This window comes from Caulobacter segnis ATCC 21756, from assembly GCF_000092285.1.
GTDB classification, from domain to species: domain Bacteria; phylum Pseudomonadota; class Alphaproteobacteria; order Caulobacterales; family Caulobacteraceae; genus Caulobacter; species Caulobacter segnis.
In genome coordinates, this window is sequence record NC_014100.1 from 1,777,212 (window position 1) to 1,794,308 (window position 17,097).

16 protein-coding genes, 1 tRNA gene and 1 pseudogene are annotated in these 17,097 nt (G+C 66.8%); 14 read left to right on the forward strand and 4 right to left on the reverse strand.

The genetic code is table 11. The features are described from left to right. The first annotated feature begins 38 nt into the window (after window positions 1-38). The 5 genes from plsX (at window position 39) to CSEG_RS08410 (ending at window position 3,196) form a co-directional block, all read left to right on the forward strand. The gene (gene plsX / locus CSEG_RS08390) at window positions 39-1,124 is read left to right on the forward strand and encodes a phosphate acyltransferase PlsX (protein ID WP_083778365.1); all 1,086 of its coding nucleotides are present in this window, start codon (window positions 39-41) and stop codon (window positions 1,122-1,124) included. After that, the gene (locus tag CSEG_RS08395; RefSeq protein WP_013078812.1) at window positions 1,121-2,098 is read left to right on the forward strand and encodes a beta-ketoacyl-ACP synthase III; all 978 of its coding nucleotides are present in this window, start codon (window positions 1,121-1,123) and stop codon (window positions 2,096-2,098) included. Before plsX ends, CSEG_RS08395 begins: the two co-directional genes overlap by 4 nt. Window positions 2,099-2,297: 199 nt before the next feature. Beyond that, window positions 2,298-2,600, forward strand: coding sequence for an integration host factor subunit alpha (locus CSEG_RS08400; protein WP_013078813.1), 303 nt, complete (start codon window positions 2,298-2,300; stop codon window positions 2,598-2,600). A gap of 10 nt (window positions 2,601-2,610) precedes the next feature. Then, on the forward strand, window positions 2,611-3,036 hold the full coding sequence (locus CSEG_RS08405) for a MerR family transcriptional regulator (RefSeq protein WP_013078814.1): 426 nt from the start codon (window positions 2,611-2,613) through the stop codon (window positions 3,034-3,036). 83 nt (window positions 3,037-3,119) lie between these two features. Next, window positions 3,120-3,196, forward strand: a tRNA-Pro gene (locus CSEG_RS08410). 66 nt (window positions 3,197-3,262) lie between these two features. Here CSEG_RS08410 and CSEG_RS21530 read toward each other — a convergent pair. After that, the gene (locus CSEG_RS21530; RefSeq protein ID WP_013078815.1) at window positions 3,263-3,490 is read right to left on the reverse strand and encodes a DUF2842 domain-containing protein; all 228 of its coding nucleotides are present in this window, start codon (window positions 3,488-3,490) and stop codon (window positions 3,263-3,265) included. Continuing rightward, window positions 3,487-3,738 (reverse strand): GlsB/YeaQ/YmgE family stress response membrane protein, encoded by a 252-nt coding sequence (locus tag CSEG_RS08415; protein WP_013078816.1) that lies wholly within the window; start codon window positions 3,736-3,738, stop codon window positions 3,487-3,489. Before CSEG_RS08415 ends, CSEG_RS21530 begins: the two co-directional genes overlap by 4 nt. Before the next feature lie 138 nt (window positions 3,739-3,876). Between CSEG_RS08415 and CSEG_RS08420 the strand changes: the two are divergent. Then, a pseudogene (locus CSEG_RS08420) lies at window positions 3,877-4,910 on the forward strand (COX15/CtaA family protein). Window positions 4,911-5,009: 99 nt separating this feature from the next. Then, window positions 5,010-6,503: an alkaline phosphatase gene (locus CSEG_RS08425; protein WP_013078817.1), complete on the forward strand. Its 1,494-nt coding sequence runs from the start codon at window positions 5,010-5,012 to the stop codon at window positions 6,501-6,503. 734 nt (window positions 6,504-7,237) lie between these two features. On the opposite strand, the gene CSEG_RS08430 is transcribed toward CSEG_RS08425, so the two are convergent. Beyond that, window positions 7,238-8,638, reverse strand: coding sequence for an alkaline phosphatase PhoX (locus CSEG_RS08430; RefSeq protein WP_013078818.1), 1,401 nt, complete (start codon window positions 8,636-8,638; stop codon window positions 7,238-7,240). A gap of 236 nt (window positions 8,639-8,874) precedes the next feature. On the opposite strand from CSEG_RS08430, the gene rplM reads away from it, so the two are divergent. The 3 genes from rplM to argC all read left to right on the forward strand — a co-directional run bounded on the left by rplM (window position 8,875) and on the right by argC (window position 10,875). Then, the gene (gene rplM / locus CSEG_RS08435; RefSeq protein ID WP_013078819.1) at window positions 8,875-9,348 is read left to right on the forward strand and encodes a 50S ribosomal protein L13; all 474 of its coding nucleotides are present in this window, start codon (window positions 8,875-8,877) and stop codon (window positions 9,346-9,348) included. Between the two features lie 3 nt (window positions 9,349-9,351). Then, on the forward strand, window positions 9,352-9,825 hold the full coding sequence (gene rpsI, locus CSEG_RS08440) for a 30S ribosomal protein S9 (RefSeq protein ID WP_004624294.1): 474 nt from the start codon (window positions 9,352-9,354) through the stop codon (window positions 9,823-9,825). A 96-nt stretch (window positions 9,826-9,921) separates the two neighbouring features. Continuing rightward, window positions 9,922-10,875, forward strand: coding sequence for an N-acetyl-gamma-glutamyl-phosphate reductase (argC, locus tag CSEG_RS08445; protein WP_013078820.1), 954 nt, complete (start codon window positions 9,922-9,924; stop codon window positions 10,873-10,875). Here argC and CSEG_RS08450 read toward each other — a convergent pair. Then, complete coding sequence (locus CSEG_RS08450) at window positions 10,872-12,854, reverse strand: class I poly(R)-hydroxyalkanoic acid synthase (protein ID WP_013078821.1); 1,983 nt, start codon at window positions 12,852-12,854, stop codon at window positions 10,872-10,874. The genes argC and CSEG_RS08450 overlap by 4 nt on opposite strands. Before the next feature lie 89 nt (window positions 12,855-12,943). On the opposite strand from CSEG_RS08450, the gene CSEG_RS08455 reads away from it, so the two are divergent. The 4 genes from CSEG_RS08455 (at window position 12,944) to glpX (ending at window position 17,067) form a co-directional block, all read left to right on the forward strand. Continuing rightward, window positions 12,944-13,384 carry a hypothetical protein gene (locus CSEG_RS08455; RefSeq protein WP_013078822.1) on the forward strand — a complete coding sequence of 147 codons (441 nt, stop codon included), beginning with the start codon at window positions 12,944-12,946 and terminating at the stop codon, window positions 13,382-13,384. A gap of 109 nt (window positions 13,385-13,493) precedes the next feature. Next, entirely contained in the window at window positions 13,494-14,714 is a 1,221-nt protein-coding gene (locus CSEG_RS08460; protein WP_013078823.1) for an LL-diaminopimelate aminotransferase, read from the forward strand. A gap of 37 nt (window positions 14,715-14,751) precedes the next feature. After that, a complete protein-coding gene (locus CSEG_RS08465; RefSeq protein WP_013078824.1) occupies window positions 14,752-16,041 on the forward strand; it encodes a homoserine dehydrogenase in 1,290 nt (429 codons plus the stop codon). A gap of 72 nt (window positions 16,042-16,113) precedes the next feature. Continuing rightward, window positions 16,114-17,067, forward strand: a complete 954-nt coding sequence (gene glpX, locus CSEG_RS08470; RefSeq protein ID WP_013078825.1) for a class II fructose-bisphosphatase — start codon at window positions 16,114-16,116, stop codon at window positions 17,065-17,067. Window positions 17,068-17,097 lie beyond the last annotated feature (30 nt).

Here is a 17,097-nt window from a genome sequence, read left to right on the forward strand (position 1 = left end):
GGGGCGGCCGGGCCGCCTGCCGGAGCTCTCAGCGCCACGTGTCTCAATCCGTAGTCATCTCGATCGACGCCATGGGCGGCGATCACGGCCCGTCCATCGTCGTGCCTGGCGTCGCTCTGGCGGCCCAGGCGCTGCCGGGCGTGCGCTTCCTACTGCACGGCGAAGGGGCCGCCATCGAGGCGGAACTGGCCAAACACCCCGCCGCCAAGGCGGTCAGCGAAGTCCGCCATTGCGACAAGGCGATCGGCATGGACGAAAAGCCCGCCCAGGCCATGCGCCGGGGCAAGGGCTCGAGCATGTGGAACACCATCGAGGCGCTGCGCGAGAACGAGGCGCACGCCTGCGTCTCGGCCGGCAACACCGGCGCGCTGATGGCGATCTCCAAACTGATCCTGCGGATGGGCGCGGACCTGGAGCGTCCCGCCATCGTCGCCAACTGGCCGACCATGAAGGGCGTGACGGCGGTGTTGGACGTCGGCGCCAATGTCGAGAGCGACGCCGACCAGTTGGTCGAGTTCGCCATCATGGGCGCGGCCTTCCACCACGCGGTGCACGGCTCGCATCGGCCGACCGTGGGCCTGCTGAACGTCGGCTCCGAGGAACAGAAGGGTCACGAGGAGGTGCGCGAGGCGCACGCCATCCTGCGTGAAGCCAAGCTGGACTTCGACTATCACGGCTTCGTCGAGGGCACGGATATCGCCTATGGCACCGTCGACGTCGTCGTCACCGACGGCTTCACCGGCAATGTGGCCCTGAAGACCGCCGAGGGCTTGGCCCGATTCTTCTCGAACGAGATCAAGAGCACCCTGACCTCGACGCCGCTGGCCATGCTGGGCGCGGCGATCGCCTCGGGCGCGCTGAAGAAGATGCGCCAGCGCCTCGATCCGGGCCGGGTGAACGGAGGACCGCTGCTGGGCCTCAATGGAATCGTGGTCAAGAGCCACGGCGGCGCGGACGCGGGCGGTTTCGCCTCGGCGATCCGGGTTGCGACCAACCTCGCGCGCAGCGATTTCCGCGCCGAGATCGACAGAAATCTGAAACGCCTGACCGCCGCCGCGGCCAAGGACGAGGCCTCCGGCGAGGAGCCCAATCCCGGCGTGGATCCCCAGGGAGCGGCCGAGTGAGCGTAGTTCGTAGCGTAGTGACCGGCGTCGGCGCCTACCTGCCGCCCAAGGTCGTGACCAACGACGATCTGGCCAAGTTCGTCGACACCAGCGACGAGTGGATCGTCGAGCGCACGGGCATCCGCCAGCGCCATCAGGCCGCCGACGACCAGCCCGTCTCGGACCTCGCCTTCGAGGCCGCCAAGGAGGCGCTGGCCGCCGCCGGCAAGACCGCCGCCGATGTCGATCTGATCATCGTCGCGACCACGACCGCCGACCTGACCTTCCCGGCCGTCGCCACGATCGTCCAGCGCAAGCTGGGCGCGCCGGTCGGCATCGCCTTCGACGTCCAGGCGGTCTGCTCGGGCTTTGTGTATGCGCTCAGCGTCGCCGACGGCTTCGTGGCGCGCGGCAACGCCAAGTGCGCCCTGGTCATCGGCGCCGAGACCATGACCCGGCTGATGGACTGGAGCGACCGCGGCACCTGCGTGCTGTTCGGCGACGGCGCCGGCGCGGTCGTGCTGGAAGCTGGCGAAGGCGAGGGGACGACCGCCGATCGCGGCATGCTGGGCTTCGCCCTCCGCGCCGACGGCACCAAGCAGGACCTGCTCTATGTCGACGGCGGGCCGTCGACGACGGGCACGGTCGGCAAGCTGCGGATGCTGGGCAACCAGGTCTTCAAGCACGCCGTGGTCAACATCTCCGAAGCGATTCACGCCGCCGCCGACAAGGCCGGTGTCGACGTCGCGAATGTCGACTGGTTCATCCCCCACCAGGCCAATCAACGCATCCTCCAAGGTGTCGCTCATCGCTGCGGCATCGACGAGAACAAGGTCGTCTCGACCGTCGCGATTCACGCCAACACGTCCGCCGCCTCGATTCCGCTGGCGCTGGCTCATGCGATCAACGACGGCCGGATCAAGAAGGGCGACCTGCTGTTGCTCGAGGCCATGGGCGGCGGTTTGACCTGGGGCGCCTGCGTTCTGCGCCTTTGACGCGCATCATGGCGCGGCCTTCGCGGCTGGCATGAACTGTTGACCTTGAGCCTTTGACTTCACGCGATAATCACGGCATGAGGTCATCGGTGGGTGAGGGCGCGGTCGGTTGAGGGCGACCGCAATCAGTCCTTATCCGCCGCGAGTGCTCTATCGGAGGTGGTCTCGGGGCCGCCAGGATACGCGTGGAGGGGGTTGCATGAAGGGCTCTACTTTGACCCGGGCCGACCTATGCGAGGCGGTCCACGAGGAGGTCGGGCTGACCCGTCAGGACTGCGCCGGCCTCGTCGAACGCACCCTGGATCTGGTGGCCGAGGCCCTCGAGAAGGGCGAGACGGTCAAGCTTTCCGGTTTCGGCGTCTTCCAGGTGCGCTCCAAGCGGGCGCGGATGGGGCGCAATCCCAAGACGGGCGAGCCCGCGGAGATCGAGCCCCGGCGCGTGATCGGCTTCCGCGCTTCCCAGGTCATGAAGGCGCGAATCGACCGCGCCTTGGGCGACTAGGATTCGTGCGGTGGCGAAGGGGCCGAACGCCTTCCGCACGATCTCCGAAGCCGCCGAGGAGCTTGGCGTGCCGCAGCACGTCCTACGCTTCTGGGAGACCAAGTTCTCCTTCATTCGTCCCATGAAACGCGCCGGCGGGCGGCGCTTCTATCGCCCGCAGGACGTGGCCGTGCTCAACGGCGTCCGCACCTTGCTCCATAGCGAAGGCCTGACCATCAAGGGCGTGCAGAAGCTGCATCGCGACCATGGTCTGGCGCAGGTGATCGCGGCGGGGCTGGGCGCCAATGGCTCCGCCAAGCTGGCCGTCGATATCGACTACGGCGCTTCCGATCGGAGCAACCGAACCCTGGATGACGGGGCTCGCGAGCGTCTGGCCTTCATGTTGCTCGACCTTACCGAGGTGAAATCCCGGCTCGATGGACTGCTGTCGCGGTAGGGTCTTTTCCGGTCCCGCGATTTCGTCCGAAATGGCTGTTGCCCAACCCCTGACCGGCGCCTATAAGGGCGCCTCTTCCGCGTCGGAGCGTGGCGCAGCCTGGTAGCGCACTTGACTGGGGGTCAAGGGGTCGCAGGTTCGAATCCTGTCGCTCCGACCATTTCCTTCGGGAATTGCGGAAGCCGAAAGGGTCGCCGAAAGGCGGCCCTTTTTCATGTCCGGCGCTTTATTTCACGACCGGCTTGTCGGCCTTGCCCATCCACGAGATCAGCGGGATCACCGGCAGGATCCAGCCCATGCCCAGCGCCACGAAGTAGGCCAGGTGCACGACGCGATTCTGCGGCAGGCGGTCGTAGAGGCTGGTGAAGACCCAGATCCAGGCGAACAGCACGGCCATCACCGCGATCGAGCCGAGCAGCTTGCGCAGGCGGGCCGGAATGAGGGGAACGCTCAAGCGGGTCTCCGAATAAGGCCGAGCACGGCCAGGAACAGGACGGCGCCCACGCTCGAGACCGTCAATTCGCCGATGAGTCCGTCGACGGGAAAAGCGATGCGCGTGGCCGTGAACGCTCCGATGAACGCGCCGATCACGCCGATCAAGAGCTTGCTGAACAGCGAGTGGCGTCGATCGAGAACAAGATCGGCGATCCAGCCGGCGATGATGCCGACGATCGCGGCCGCGAAGACGCCCGTACCGCTCATCCGCTCCTCCTAGACAGCGCTTTTGCCATGATGCGCGCGCCTCGTCATGCGTAGGCTTACGGCATTGATGCGCACGCACGGGGGGCGTAGGGAAGGTTCGGCCGCATTTCGGCCCAGAAGTGACGCTTTTCCGACTCCATGACGTCTTTCCTGCGTTCCGACCGTTCGCGTCCCGTCGCGATCTGGCTCTTCATCGTGGCCGCCATGGTTTTCGCCATGGTCGTCGTCGGCGGCGCGACCCGCCTGACGGATTCGGGCCTCTCGATCACCCAATGGAAGCCGATCATGGGCGCGCTGCCGCCCCTGTCGGACCAGGCCTGGCGGGAGAGTTTCGAGCTCTACAAGCAGATCCCGCAGTACCAGCTCGTCAATCCGGACATGACGCTGGAAGGCTACAAGGGAATCTTCTGGTGGGAGTGGGCGCACCGCCTGTTGGGTCGGACCGTGGGCGCGGTTTTCGCGATTCCCTTCATCATCTTCCTGATCCGCCGGGACATTCCGCGCCGCCTGATCTGGCGATGCGCCGTGATGCTGGGCCTGGGCGGCCTGCAAGGCCTGGTCGGCTGGTGGATGGTGTCCAGCGGCCTCTCCGAGCGGGTCTCGGTCGCGCCCGAGCGGCTGATGACGCATCTGGGGCTGGCCTTGGCGTTGTTCGTGGTCTTGATCTGGACCGCCCTGGACGCCTGGAGCGGCTCGCCGCGCGTCGAGGAACGTTCGTCCTGGCGGGGGGCTGGGCGCTGGCCTTCCTGGGCGCGATCTTCTTTCAGAGCCTGCTGGGCGCCCTGGTGGCCGGCAATGACGCCGGTCTCGTCTACAACGACTGGCCGCTGATGAACGGGCGCTTCTTCCCCGCCGACTATTTCGGGGACGGCTTCTGGGGGACGTTGGCGCACAGCCATGGCGCAGTGCAATTGCATCACCGCCTGATGGCCTACGCCCTGTTCGTCGCGGGTATCGCCATCGCCGTGATCGCTCGACGCGACAGGCCCCTGGCCCCGGGCAGCAAGGCCGCCGCCGCCGCCCTCGCGGTGATCGTCGTCCTGCAGGCGGGTCTGGGCGTCTGGACGCTGATGGCGGCCGTGCCGATCAGCCTGGGCGTCCTGCACCAGGCGGGCGCGGCGGTCTTGCTGGCGGCCGCCACGGTCTTCGCCTGGCGCGTGCGGCGGCCCTGATCCGGGCGAGTCCGGATTTTCCGGACGGTCGCGAGAGGCGGCGGGAACAACTGTCACACGCCAGGCGCAAATGGGGCCGATTCCTCATGGAGCTTGGCCTTGATCCGCCCTTTCGTTGTCGCCCTGGTCGCGTCCGTCGCCGTTCCCGCCATCGCTCTGGCCCAGCTTCCCGTTTCGGCCAGCGCCAGCGACCCCTACTACAAGGCCGGCGAGGCCGCCCTGGCGCGTCAGCTGGCCGTGGTTCCCAACACCGGGCGCGCCAAGAACGTCATCCTGTTCCTGGGCGATGGCATGGGCGTTTCGACGGTGACGGCTGGCCGCATCTATGACGGCCAGTTGAAGGGTGTCGACGGGGAGTCCAATTCCCTGGCCTTCGAGAAGCTGTCCTACGCGGCGCTTTCCAAGACCTACAGCCACGACACCCAGGTCACCGACAGCGCCGCCGGCATCACGGCGATCATGACCGGCGTGAAAACCCGCAACAAGATCATCGGCCTGACCGGCGCGGCGATCGGCGAGAAGTGCGAGACCGAGAAGGGTAACGCGGTCCAGACCCTGGCCGAGCTGGCCAAGGCCAACGGCAAGGCCGCCGGCGCGGTCACCACCACCCGCGTGACCCACGCCACCCCAGCCGGCGCCTACGCCCACACCGCCTATCGCGACTGGGAGGGCGACAGCGACATGCCGGTCGAGGCGCTGCAGGCCGGCTGCAAGGACATCGCCCGGCAACTGGTGGAAGCCCCCGACGCCCTGCGCCTGGACGTCGTCATGGGCGGCGGTCGCTCGCGCTTCCTGCCCGAGGACAAGGACGGCAAGCGGGCCGACGGTCGTGATCTCACCGCCGAATGGCTGAAGGCCGAAGGGACCGGCTCGGCCTATGTCACCACCGTCGACCAGCTGAAGGCTCTCCCGGCCGACACCCAGCACGTGCTGGGCCTGTTCGCGTCCGAGCACCTGCCTTACGAGGTCGAGCGGCCGGTGCTGGAGCAGGGCGTGCCGACCCTGGCCGAGATGGCGACGACGGCCGTCGACGTGCTGTCCAAGAACCCGAACGGCTACTTCCTGCTGGTCGAGGGCGGCAAGATCGACATGGGCAGCCACCTGGGCAACGCCAAGCGTACGCTCAGCGAGACCGTGGAGTTCTCCAAGGCCATCGAGGCCGTGCTGGCCAAGGTCGACCTGAAGGACACCCTGGTGGTGGTCACGGCCGACCACAGCCATGGCCTGGTCATCTCGGGCTATGCGCCGCGCAATTCGCCGATCCTGGGCGTGTCCGGCAACGAGGGCGAGCCGGCGATCGCCGCCGATGGCAAGACCTACACGACCCTGATGTTCGCCACAGGCCCCGGCGGCCCGCTGGGCTCCGACACCCGCGCCGATCCGGCCAAGGAAGATCTCGACGACGTCGACTACCACCAGCAGGCGGTCGTGAACCTGCCCAGCGCCGCCCACGCGGGCGAGGACGTCGGCGTCTTCGCCGATGGGCCGCAGGCCTATCTGCTGCGCGGCGTGGTCGAGGAGAGCTACATCTTCCAGGTCATGCGCCACGCGTTTGGGTTTGACGGCGCCGCGCCGGCCGGGAAGAAGCGCTGAGGGTTGGCGGGAGCTTCTGACTGAGCGGCCGCGCCCCAAAATCCTCCCCCCATGGGGGAGGCGGTCCCCACGGGTCGCGCGAAGCGCGCGCCCGAGGGTAAACTCCGGACCGGAGGGGGGCGTGGCCGGCTCGGCAGGACTTCCCCCTCCGCCCGCTTCGCGGACACCTCCCCCACGGGGGGAGGATTTTACGAGCGTTCGCGGCGCTCTATGATCCGCGTAGACGGAATCGAACCAAGAGATTTCAACGACTTTTCACTTTTACACGCCGCTGGATCATCCGCGTTCAAACCCCGCTCATACTGATCTCACCCGATAGCGCGGAAGGGACGTCCGGCCGGCGATCGTGACGGCTGTCGGGGGTGGTCGAGCGGGACGCGCTCGCCGGTCTTCTTTCGGGAAGGCGTCTTCGCGGCGGATCCAGGAGCAGGCTCCCTGAAATATCGGGACGAAGCCCTGGCGGCGAAGGCATAGGCGACGCGGCAGGTCCGGGCTGAAATCGCCCGGGCGTTCCGGGACCGGGGTCGTCGCCCCGGCCCGCCCGTCGGGGGCCTCTTTCGGAAGCGGGTTAAAACCCCGCGAGTCGAGGGCTCACCGGATAACGGCCACGCGGAGCGTCTGGCTTCGTCGAAACGGTACACACACTTCAAACCTCCGGGCGTCGCCCGGGCGCTCCGCTTCCCTTTCCATCCCTTCAGCGGCATGCCGCGTGAGGATGACCAGCCGTGACCGTTCTACGCCTTCACCGTCGTCCACGGCCCCGTGATCGCCAAGGTCACGCCCGGGTTCTGCAGGTTCACGAACAGCGTGCCGCCGTCGGGCGAGAAGCAGGCGCCGGCGAACTCGGAATTGCCGGTGAAGACGTTGCGGGCCAGGGTGTAGATCTTGCCCTGGGGCGTCACGCCGCGCAGGTGGTTGCGCAGAGTGTCCGAATAGCGGTCCTCGCAGACGATCACGTGGCCCCAGGGCGCGACGACCAGGTTGTCGGCGTAGTCGAGCACGCGATCGTTCTGGCTCTCCACGAACAACTGCAGCTTGCCGGGCTGGTCCCTCTCACCGGCCTGGCCTTCCATGGCCGACGGGACATAGCGGAAGATCTGGCCCGAACCGGCCGCGCCGCCGGCGGTGCAGGCGAAATAGAGCTCGCCCTGGCCGAAGAACACGCCTTCGCCCCGGCAGAAGACCGCCGCGCCCTTCGCGTGACCGCGCCGGCGCAGGTCGTCATACGGGTTGTCGACGCCGTCCAGGTCGATCCAGCGCGCCGCCTTCCAGCCGCCGATGGGGAAGGTCTTTTCCTCCTGGTTACGGGTGTCGCCGCCTTCGGGAGCATCCGTCAGCCCCAAGGCTTGCAAACGGCCGCCCGCGGCCAGGTTGCGGCGGTCATTCGGCAGGAAACGGTAGAAGAGGCCGTCGGCGACGTCCTCGGTCAGGTAGACGACGCCCGTGCGGGGATCGATGCAGGCGGCTTCGTGCTTGAAGCGGCCCAGGCCCTTCAGGGCGACGGGCTCGACGAGGCCGACGTGGGCCGACGGCACCTCGAACACCCAGCCGTGATCCTTGCCGACCTCGAGCCCCGCCTCCAGCGTCGTCTCCTCGCAGGTCAGCCAGGAGCCCCACGGCGTGACGCCGCCGCAGCAGTTGATCAGCGTGCCGGCCAGGGAGAGGTGCTGGCGTTCGGTCTGGCCAGTCTTCAGGTTGTAGAGCTGGGTGGTCGTGCCGCCGGGCAGGGGGCGCTGGCCGTTCTGGAAGTCCCAGACCTTGGAGCGGTCGATGCGATCGATCAGGCGCTCGCTCAGGCCGAAGGCCCCGTTGTGGATGTCGCTGACCGAAAGCTCGTGGTTGCGGACCAGCAGGACCCGCTCGGCGTCGACGGCGAAACAACCCATGCCATCGGCCTTGCCGGGGACCAGCAGGCCGTCGCTCATCGTCTCGCCGGCCTGGGAGATGACCTGGTAGCGGAAGCCCGGCGGCAGGTCGATCATGCCTTTCGGATCGGGGACCAACGCGCCATAGCCTTGGACCTCGTTCAGATAGGTCTCGGCCTCGACGGCGTCTTCCTGCGCGCGAGCGGAGAAGGCGGCGAAGGCCAGGCTGGTGGCGGTTGCGCCCAGGAAGCCGCGGCGGGAGAAGGTCATGGAACGCCCCTGTTAGGATGTAACGCCGAGCGCTATGCACGCCTTTCATGACGGTTTGAGCACAAGGGTGCGGTATCATGTTACCGCATTCCTTACGGCATTGTTTTTATTCAGTTTTGTAAGTTTCTGGCGTCATGGTTGTTGACAGGCGGCGAACCCTTCCGTACATGCCGCGCCTCACACGGACGAAACCGGATTTCTCGGGGTCGGACGCCTAGAAATTACGGATCAATCCCATGCAGAAGATCACGGCTTCCTTGAAGCCAGCCGAGGTCGAGAAGAAGTGGATCGTGGTCGACGCCCAGGACGCCGTTGTCGGCCGTCTGGCTTCGTTCATCGCCATGCGTCTTCGCGGCAAGCACCGTCCTGACTACACCCCGCACGTCGACTGCGGCGACTTCGTCGTCGTGATCAACGCCGACAAGGTGAAGTTCACCGGCAAGAAGCTGGACGACAAGGTCTACTATCGTCACACCGGTCACCCGGGCGGCATCAAGGAAACCACCCCCCGCAAGGTGCTGGGCGGCAAGTTCCCGGAACGCGTCCTGGAGAAGGCTGTCGAGCGCATGCTGCCCAAGGAGAGCCCGCTGGCTCGCAAGCAGCTGACCCACCTGCTCATCTACAACAACGGTGAGCACCCGCACCAAGCGCAAAACCCCGAAGTCGTCGACTTCGCGGGCCGCAACGCCAAGAACATCCGGAGCCTCTAAGCTATGACTGACGCTCAAGGCTTTGACGCGCTGGCCAGCCTGTCCAGCAACCCGGAAGCGGCCGCTCCGGCCGAACCGAAGATCGACGCCCAAGGCCGCGCCTACGCGACCGGCAAGCGCAAGAACGCGATCGCTCGCGTCTGGATCAAGCCGGGCAAGGGCTCGATCACGATCAACGGTCGTGACCAGGAAGTCTACTTCGCCCGTCCGGTGCTGCGCATGATGATCGCCCAGCCGCTGGAAGTGACCGATCGCCTCGGTCAATTCGACGTCGTCGTGACCGTGGAAGGCTCGGGCCTGTCGGGTCAAGCCGGCGCCATCCGTCACGGCCTGTCGAAGGCTCTGACCTACTACGAGCCCGGTCTGCGCCCGGTCCTGAAGCCGCACGGCTTCCTGACCCGCGACAGCCGCGTCGTCGAGCGTAAGAAGTACGGCAAGGCCAAGGCCCGCCGCAGCTTCCAGTTCTCGAAGCGCTAAACGCGGTTCGTACGCGTTTGGAAGAGGGCGCTTCGGGTCTCCGAAGCGCCCTTTTTCTTGGTCTTTTTCCTGTTCTGTCTGGATCGGAGTCCGCCCATGGCGAGCGCCCCCAAGGTCTTCATCGACGGCGAAGCCGGCACCACCGGCCTGCAGATCCGCGAGCGCCTTCTGGCCCGCGGCGATCTCCAGCTGGTCTCGATCGATCCCGACAAGCGCAAGGACCCGGCCGCGCGCGCCGAGATGCTGAACGGCGCGGACGCGGTGATCCTGTGCCTGCCCGACGACGCGGCCAAGGAAGCCGTGTCGCTGGTGACCAATCCCGACACGGTGATCATCGACGCCTCGACGGCCTATCGCACGGCCGAGGATTGGACCTATGGCTTCGCCGAGCTCGACAAGGATCAGCGCGGCAAGATCGCCGCGTCCAAGCGGATCTCCAATCCCGGCTGCTATCCGACCGGCGCGATCGCCCTGACGCGGCCGCTGGTCAGCGCGGGCGTCCTGCCGGCCGAGCTGCCGGTCTCGTACAACGCCGTCTCGGGCTACACCGGCGGCGGCAAGGCGATGATCGCCCAGTTCGAGGACGAGAGCGCCCCGAACCATACCCGCGCGCCGTACTTCATCTACGGCCTGTCGCTGAGCCACAAGCATGTGCCGGAAATGCAGAAGCACGGCGGTCTGCTGACCCGTCCGATCTTCAGTCCGTCCGTGGGGCGGTACGCGCAGGGCATGATCGTCGAGCTGCCGCTGCACCTCTCAAGCCTGAACGGCGCGCCGTCGCTGGCCGACATCCACGCGACCCTCGACGACTATTACAAGGGCGAGGCGTTCGTCGAAGTGGCGTCGCTGGACGAGGCCAGGTCGCTGACCACGCTGGATCCGGAAGGCCTGAACGGCACCAACCGTCTAAAGCTTTTCGTGTTCGGCTCGGACGCTGGCGGCCAAGCCCGCTTGGTGGCGCTGCTCGACAACCTGGGTAAGGGCGCGTCGGGCGCGGCGGTTCAGAACCTGAACATCGCCTTGGGCTTGAAGGAAGACGCGGGCCTCTAGCCCGCGTCCGCCGCGTTCGACTTCACCAGGACGAAGCTGCCCGGCGCATCCTCAAGCGGCTTCAGCTTGCCCTTGGCCGGATCGCGAGCCGGAACCTGGCCGCCGGAGCGCGCCTTCAGCCATTCGCCCCAATAGGGCCACCAGGATCCCGCGAACTCCTTGGCGCCGGCCTGCCAGACTTCGACCGACTCGCACTTCTGCTCATTGATCCAGTGCTGGTACTTGTTGGCGCCCGGCGGATTGATCACGCCGGCGATGTGGCCCGAACCCGCCATCATGAAGGTCACCGGGCCGCCGAACAGCTTGGCGCCCCGGAAGACGCTGCGGTACGGCGCGATGTGATCCTCCTTGGAGGACTGGACGAAGATCGGGATCTTCACCTTGGAAAGGTCCAGCCGCTCGCCGCCGATCGTCAGCTCGCCCTTGGCCAGGGCGTTATCCTTGTAGAAGTTGCGCAGATAAAACAGGTGCAGCGCCTTGGGCATCCGCGTCTGGTCGGCGTTCCAGAACAGCAGGTCGAACGGCCTAGGCTCCTTGCCCATCAAATAGTTGCTGACGAAGAACGACCAGATCAGGTCGTTGCCACGCAGGGCGTTGAAGGTGTCGGCCATCGACTGGCTGGGCAGGAATCCGCCGGCCTGGTCCATCTGCTGCTCGATCGAGCGCAGCCACTCCTCGTTGGTGAACAGCAGCAGGTCACCGGCCTCGGCGAAGTCCTGCTGGGCGGCGAAGAAGGTGGCCGAGTTGATCCGGTTGTCGCCGCGCGCGGCCATGTGGGCCAGAGCGACCGAGAGCAGGGTGCCGCCGATGCAGTAGCCGACCGTGTTGACCTTATCGACGCCGCACTGGGTCATGACCTGATGGGTGGCGTCATAGACGCCCTCGATCATGTAGTCCTCGAAGGTCTTGTCGGCGAGCTCTTGGTCGGGATTGACCCAAGAGGCGACGAAGACCGTGAACCCCTGGCCGGTCAGCCAGCGGATCATCGAGTTCTCGGGGCGCAGGTCCAGGATGTAGAATTTGTTGATCCACGGCGGGAAGATCAGAAGCGGGATTTCGCAGACCGTCTCGGTCGTCGGATCGAACTGCAGGAGCTGCAAGATGTCATTCTGGTAGACGACCTTGCCTGGGGCGGTGGCGACATTCTCGCCGACCTTGAACTTGGCGAGATCCGTCTGGCTGATCGCCAATTGCCCGCCGCCGCGCTCGAGATCCGCGGCGAAGTTCTCCATCCCGCGGACGATGCTCTCGCCCTGGGTTTGAACGGCCTCGCGCAGGGCGGCCGGATTGGACATTAGGAAGTTCGACGGCGAGAAGGCGTCGGTCAGCATCTTGGTGAAGAACTCGACCCGTCGCTTGGTCGCCGGATCAACGCCGTCCACCCCCGCCACCAGGCTGTTCAGCCAGTTCGACGACAGCAGGTAGGACTGCTTCATCATGTCGAACATCGGGTTCGAGGCCCAGTCGGGGTCGTTGAATCGCTTGTCGCCGGGGGCCGGCGACACGACGGGTTGGACTTCCTCGCCGGCCGCGCGGCGGGCCGCGGACTGCCAGAGGTCCATGTAGCGGCTGAACAGATCGGCCTGGGCCCGCATCAGGCGGTCGGGCTGAGCGGCGAGGCGGGTCATCACCTCGTTCAGCGCCGGCGCGACGTGGAAGGGATCGGGCGTCAAGGCGGCTGGCCTGTCGGCCTGACGCAAGGCGGCCTCGGCGATCGCGCCTTGGGCGGTGACCGCGGCGCGCGCCAGGTTGGCCGACAGGGTCTCGACCAGCTTCACCTGCTCCGGCGACAGCAAGGTGTCGAACGCGGGGTGAGGCGGCGTAGCGCTCGCCGAGGGATTCGGCGGCTCTGTCCTGGGCGGCGGCTGGGTGGCGGTCTCGGGCGAAGACGCTGTCTTGGACTGAACCTTCGACGGACTCTTGTCGGTCTTGGGGGCGGCTTTCTTCTTGGGCTTAGGGGCGGCCTTCGCCGTGGCCATGAGGTTTCCTCCGCTTGTCCAAAGCCATTCGCGAAAAGCGACGTTGAACGCCTTCCGCTCGCCGCGATCATCGCATAAGACCAGAACCAATGAACGGCGAAACCCGCAAAATCCTGCGCTTCGGTCTTATCGTCGGCTTCGCGGCCGGCGCGAGCGCCTGCGCCAGCCCGTTCAAGACCGCGCCTGTTGATCCCAGCTCGCCTGTGGCCGCTGCCGTCGCCAGCGCCGCCAAGACCAAGGGGCCGCGTCGCAAGCTCTCCGAGATTCCGGCGATCCCCAGCGACATTCCGAGCGCCGATCAGATTCGTACGGCCGTCGCCCAACAGGAGGCCGCTGGCGCCGCCGTGACGCGCGCCACCGCGCCGTCGACCTGGGAGCTCAAGGAAACCGAGTCCTACGCCGCCAAGGCGCGCCGTGAGGCGACCCCGCCGGCCTTCGAAGCGCCGACGGACACCGACCGCGCCAACACCGAAGCCTTCGCTCGCGCAGCGCGCGGCCGAGCTAGCGCGCCTCCGTCACAGCCCCAATAGGGCGACGGAGGCATAATCTTCCTTGAACTGGCTTGGCTTGGCCCCGCTCGGGGTCTATCCATGCCCGACTTTCCGCTCCCAAAGCGCCGACGCGGCGCAACGAGCCGTCATGAGCACCGATTTTCATCGTATCCGCCGTCTTCCGCCCTACGTCTTCGAAGAGGTCAACAAGATCAAGGCGCGCCTCCGCGCCGAGGGAACGGACATCATCGACTTCGGCATGGGCAATCCCGACATGCCGACGCCGCAGCACATCGTCGATAAGCTGATCGAGACCGCCAAGGACCCCAAGGCCGGCCGCTACTCGGCCTCGAAGGGCATCCCGGGTCTGCGCAAGGCCATGGCCAACTATTATGGCCGCCGTTTCGGCGTGAAGCTGAACCCCGACACCGAGGTCATCGCGACACTTGGCTCGAAGGAAGGCTTCGCCAATCTCGCCCAGGCCCTGACGGGTCCTGGCGACGTGATCATCTGCCCGAACCCGGCCTATCCGATCCACGCCTTCGGCTTCATCATGGCCGGCGGTATCATCCGCCACGTGCCGGCGCTGTCGCCGGAGGAGTATCTCTCCAACATCAGCCGCGCGGTGAAGCACTCGGTGCCGCCGCCCAGCGTGCTGATCCTGTCCTATCCGTCGAACCCGACCGCCCAGTGGGTGGATCTCGACTTCTACAAGGACGCGATTGCGCTGGCCAAAAAGCACGATCTGCTGGTGATCAGCGACGTGGCCTATGGCGAGATCTATTTCGACAACAACCCGCCGCCCTCGGTGCTGCAGGTCGATGGCGCCAAGGACATCGCCGTCGAGGTCAACTCGCTGTCGAAGACCTACGCCATGGCCGGCTGGCGCGTGGGCATGGTGGTCGGCAACAGCCGCATCTGCGCGGCCCTGGCGCGCGTGAAGTCTTATCTCGACTACGGCGCCTATACGCCGGTCCAGGTCGCCGCCGCCACGGCGCTGAACGGCCCCCAGGACTGCGTCGACGAGATCCGCGCCATCTACAAGAGCCGCCGCGACACTCTGATCAAGTCGATGCAGGGCGCGGGCTGGGACATCCCCAACCCGCCGGCCTCGATGTTCGCCTGGGCCAAGATCCCGGAACAATATCGCGAGGCCGGCTCGATGCTGTTCTCGCGGTTGCTGATCGAGGAGGCTGGCGTCGCCGTCGCCCCCGGCATCGGCTTTGGCGAGTACGGCGAGGGCTATGTTCGCATCGGCCTGGTCGAGAACGAGCACCGCATCCGCCAGGCCGCGCGCAACGTGAAGAAATTCATCGCCAACGCCGACTCCATCCTGGCCAAGGCCCACAACAAGATGGAACAGGCCTGAGGCAGGCCTTTCCCGACGGCGTAACGAGGATTCGAAGATGACGAACAAGACCTGGCGCGTCGGTGTCGCGGGCCTGGGCACCGTGGGCGGCGGCCTTCTGCAGTTCCTGGCCGAACGTCCTGGGTTCGCGCCCGCTGGCGACAAGGCGGTCGTGACCGCGGTCTCGGCCCGGTCCAAGTCGCGCCCGCGCACGGTCGACATCTCCAACCTCGCCTGGTTCGACGATCCGGTGGCCCTGGCCGGCTCGCCGGACGTCGATCTCTTCGTCGAGCTGATCGGCGGCTCGGACGGCCCGGCCAAGGCCGCCGTCGAAACCGCCCTGAAGTCCGGCAAGCCGGTGGTCACCGCCAACAAGGCTCTGATCGCCGTGCACGGCGCGGAGCTGGCCGCTCTGGCCGAATCCCAGGGCGTGCCGCTGTTGTTCGAAGCGGCCGTCATGGGCGGCACCCCGGCCGTGAAGATGCTGCGCGAGGCGATGGTCGGCGACGACGTTGTCAGCGTGGCGGGCATCCTCAACGGCACCTGCAACTTCATCCTCTCGGAGATGGAGAAGACCGGCCGCTCGTTCGCCGACGTGCTGCGTGAAGCGCAGGGCCTGGGCTACGCCGAGGCCGATCCGACCATGGACGTCGGCGGCTTCGACGCCGGCCACAAGATCAGCATCCTGGCCGCCCTGGCCTTCGGCTGCGCCCCCAACTTCGAAGCGGCCGAGATCGAAGGCATCAGCGACGTCGACCTGCTCGACATCAAGCTGGCCAAGGACCTGGGTTATCGCATCAAGCTGATCGCCGGCGCGGCCAAGGCCGAGGACGGCGTCGCGGTTAAGGTCCATCCCTCGCTGGTGCCGCTGGATCATCCGCTGGCCCAGGCAGGCGGCGCGCTGAACGCCCTGTTCATCGAGGGCACGCGGATCGGCCGCATCTTCATCCAAGGGCCGGGCGCGGGCGCGGGGCCTACGGCGGCCGCCGTGGCCGCCGACATCGCCGACGTGATGACCCGCGCCGTGCGTCCGGTCTTCCAGGCGCCGGCCGGAGACCTCAAGCCGTTCATCGCGATCGATCCGGCCCGCGCGGTGGGCAAGGCTTATCTCAGGATCATGGTCCAGGACCAGCCCGGCGTGATCGCGGCGATCTCGGAAACCCTGGCTGAATGCGGCGTCTCGATCGACAGCTTCCTGCAAAAGCCCATCGAAGGCGCGGGCGGCGTGCCGATCGTGCTCGTTACCCATGCGACCCCGGAATCGAAGCTTCTGGATGCGATTAGCCGCATCGAAAAGCTGCAGACCGTGCTAGAGCGTCCCCGCCTTCTGCGCGTCGCGCGCATCTAAAGACCTGGGAATCCAGGCGCCGAGGGCGACATTGGGAACTAGGCCTCCGGCTGCGGGGGCTAGGAGAAACGGATGAGTTCGAACACCCTGGACCGCTCGCTGGTCCTGGACGCCGTTCGCGTGACCGAGGCCGCCGCCATCGCCTCCTGGACGATGCTTGGGCGTGGCGACGAGATGGCCGCCGACCAGGCCGCCGTCGACGCCATGCGCAACGCGCTCAACGAGCTGAACATCGACGGCGAGATCGTTATTGGCGAGGGCGAGCGTGACGAAGCGCCGATGCTCTACATTGGCGAGAAGGTCGGGACGGGGAAGGGGCCTCGGATCGACATCGCGCTGGACCCGCTGGAAGGCACGACCCTGGCCGCCAAGGCCCAGCCCAATGCGTTGACGGTGATGGCCTGGGCGCCGAAGGGCACGCTGCTGAACGCGCCCGACACTTATATGGACAAGATCGCGTGCGGCCCCGGCCTGCCGCCGGGCGTCATCGATCTGGACCGTACGCCGGCCGAGAACGTCAAGGCGCTGGCCGAGGCCAAGGGCGTCCCGGCGACCGAGATCACGGTCTGCGTGCTGGACCGTCCCCGCCACGCCGAGATCATCGCGGGTCTTCGATCAGTCGGCGCGCGCGTCCACCTGATCACTGACGGTGACGTCGCGGGCGTGATCAACACCACCGATCCTTCGACCGGCATCGACCTCTATCTCGGCTCGGGCGGCGCGCCTGAGGGCGTTCTGGCCTGCGCGGCTCTAAAGTGCGTCGGCGGCCAGTTCCAGGGTCGCCTGCTGTTTCGCAGCGCCGACGAGCGCGCCCGGGCGGCGCGTTGGGGCGTGACCGACCTCGACAAGAAGTACGATCTGCATGAGATCGTCCGCGATGAGGCGATCTTCGCCGCCACGGGCGTGACGCGCGGTGGGCTTGTGGATGGCGTCGTGTTTCGTGACGGCTGCGTCCACACCCACACCCTGGTGATGAACTCCTCGACGGGCACCGTCCGCGAGGTCCGCATGAAGCGGAAGGTTTGAAACCTTCCTGTCACGGTCGTCCGCTAGAGG

Coding starts and splice junctions, on each gene's coding strand:
- CSEG_RS08400 (WP_013078813.1), top strand. CDS start 2,298: ATGAAGGGCTCTACTTTGACCCGGGCCGACCTATGCGAGGCGGTCCAC.
- CSEG_RS08415 (WP_013078816.1), bottom strand. CDS start 3,738: ATGAGCGGTACGGGCGTCTTCGCGGCCGCGATCGTCGGCATCATCGCC.
- CSEG_RS08430 (WP_013078818.1), bottom strand. CDS start 8,638: ATGACCTTCTCCCGCCGCGGCTTCCTGGGCGCAACCGCCACCAGCCTG.
- rplM (WP_013078819.1), top strand. CDS start 8,875: ATGCAGAAGATCACGGCTTCCTTGAAGCCAGCCGAGGTCGAGAAGAAG.
- rpsI (WP_004624294.1), top strand. CDS start 9,352: ATGACTGACGCTCAAGGCTTTGACGCGCTGGCCAGCCTGTCCAGCAAC.
- argC (WP_013078820.1), top strand. CDS start 9,922: ATGGCGAGCGCCCCCAAGGTCTTCATCGACGGCGAAGCCGGCACCACC.
- CSEG_RS08450 (WP_013078821.1), bottom strand. CDS start 12,854: ATGGCCACGGCGAAGGCCGCCCCTAAGCCCAAGAAGAAAGCCGCCCCC.
- CSEG_RS08455 (WP_013078822.1), top strand. CDS start 12,944: ATGAACGGCGAAACCCGCAAAATCCTGCGCTTCGGTCTTATCGTCGGC.
- CSEG_RS08460 (WP_013078823.1), top strand. CDS start 13,494: ATGAGCACCGATTTTCATCGTATCCGCCGTCTTCCGCCCTACGTCTTC.
- CSEG_RS08465 (WP_013078824.1), top strand. CDS start 14,752: ATGACGAACAAGACCTGGCGCGTCGGTGTCGCGGGCCTGGGCACCGTG.
- glpX (WP_013078825.1), top strand. CDS start 16,114: ATGAGTTCGAACACCCTGGACCGCTCGCTGGTCCTGGACGCCGTTCGC.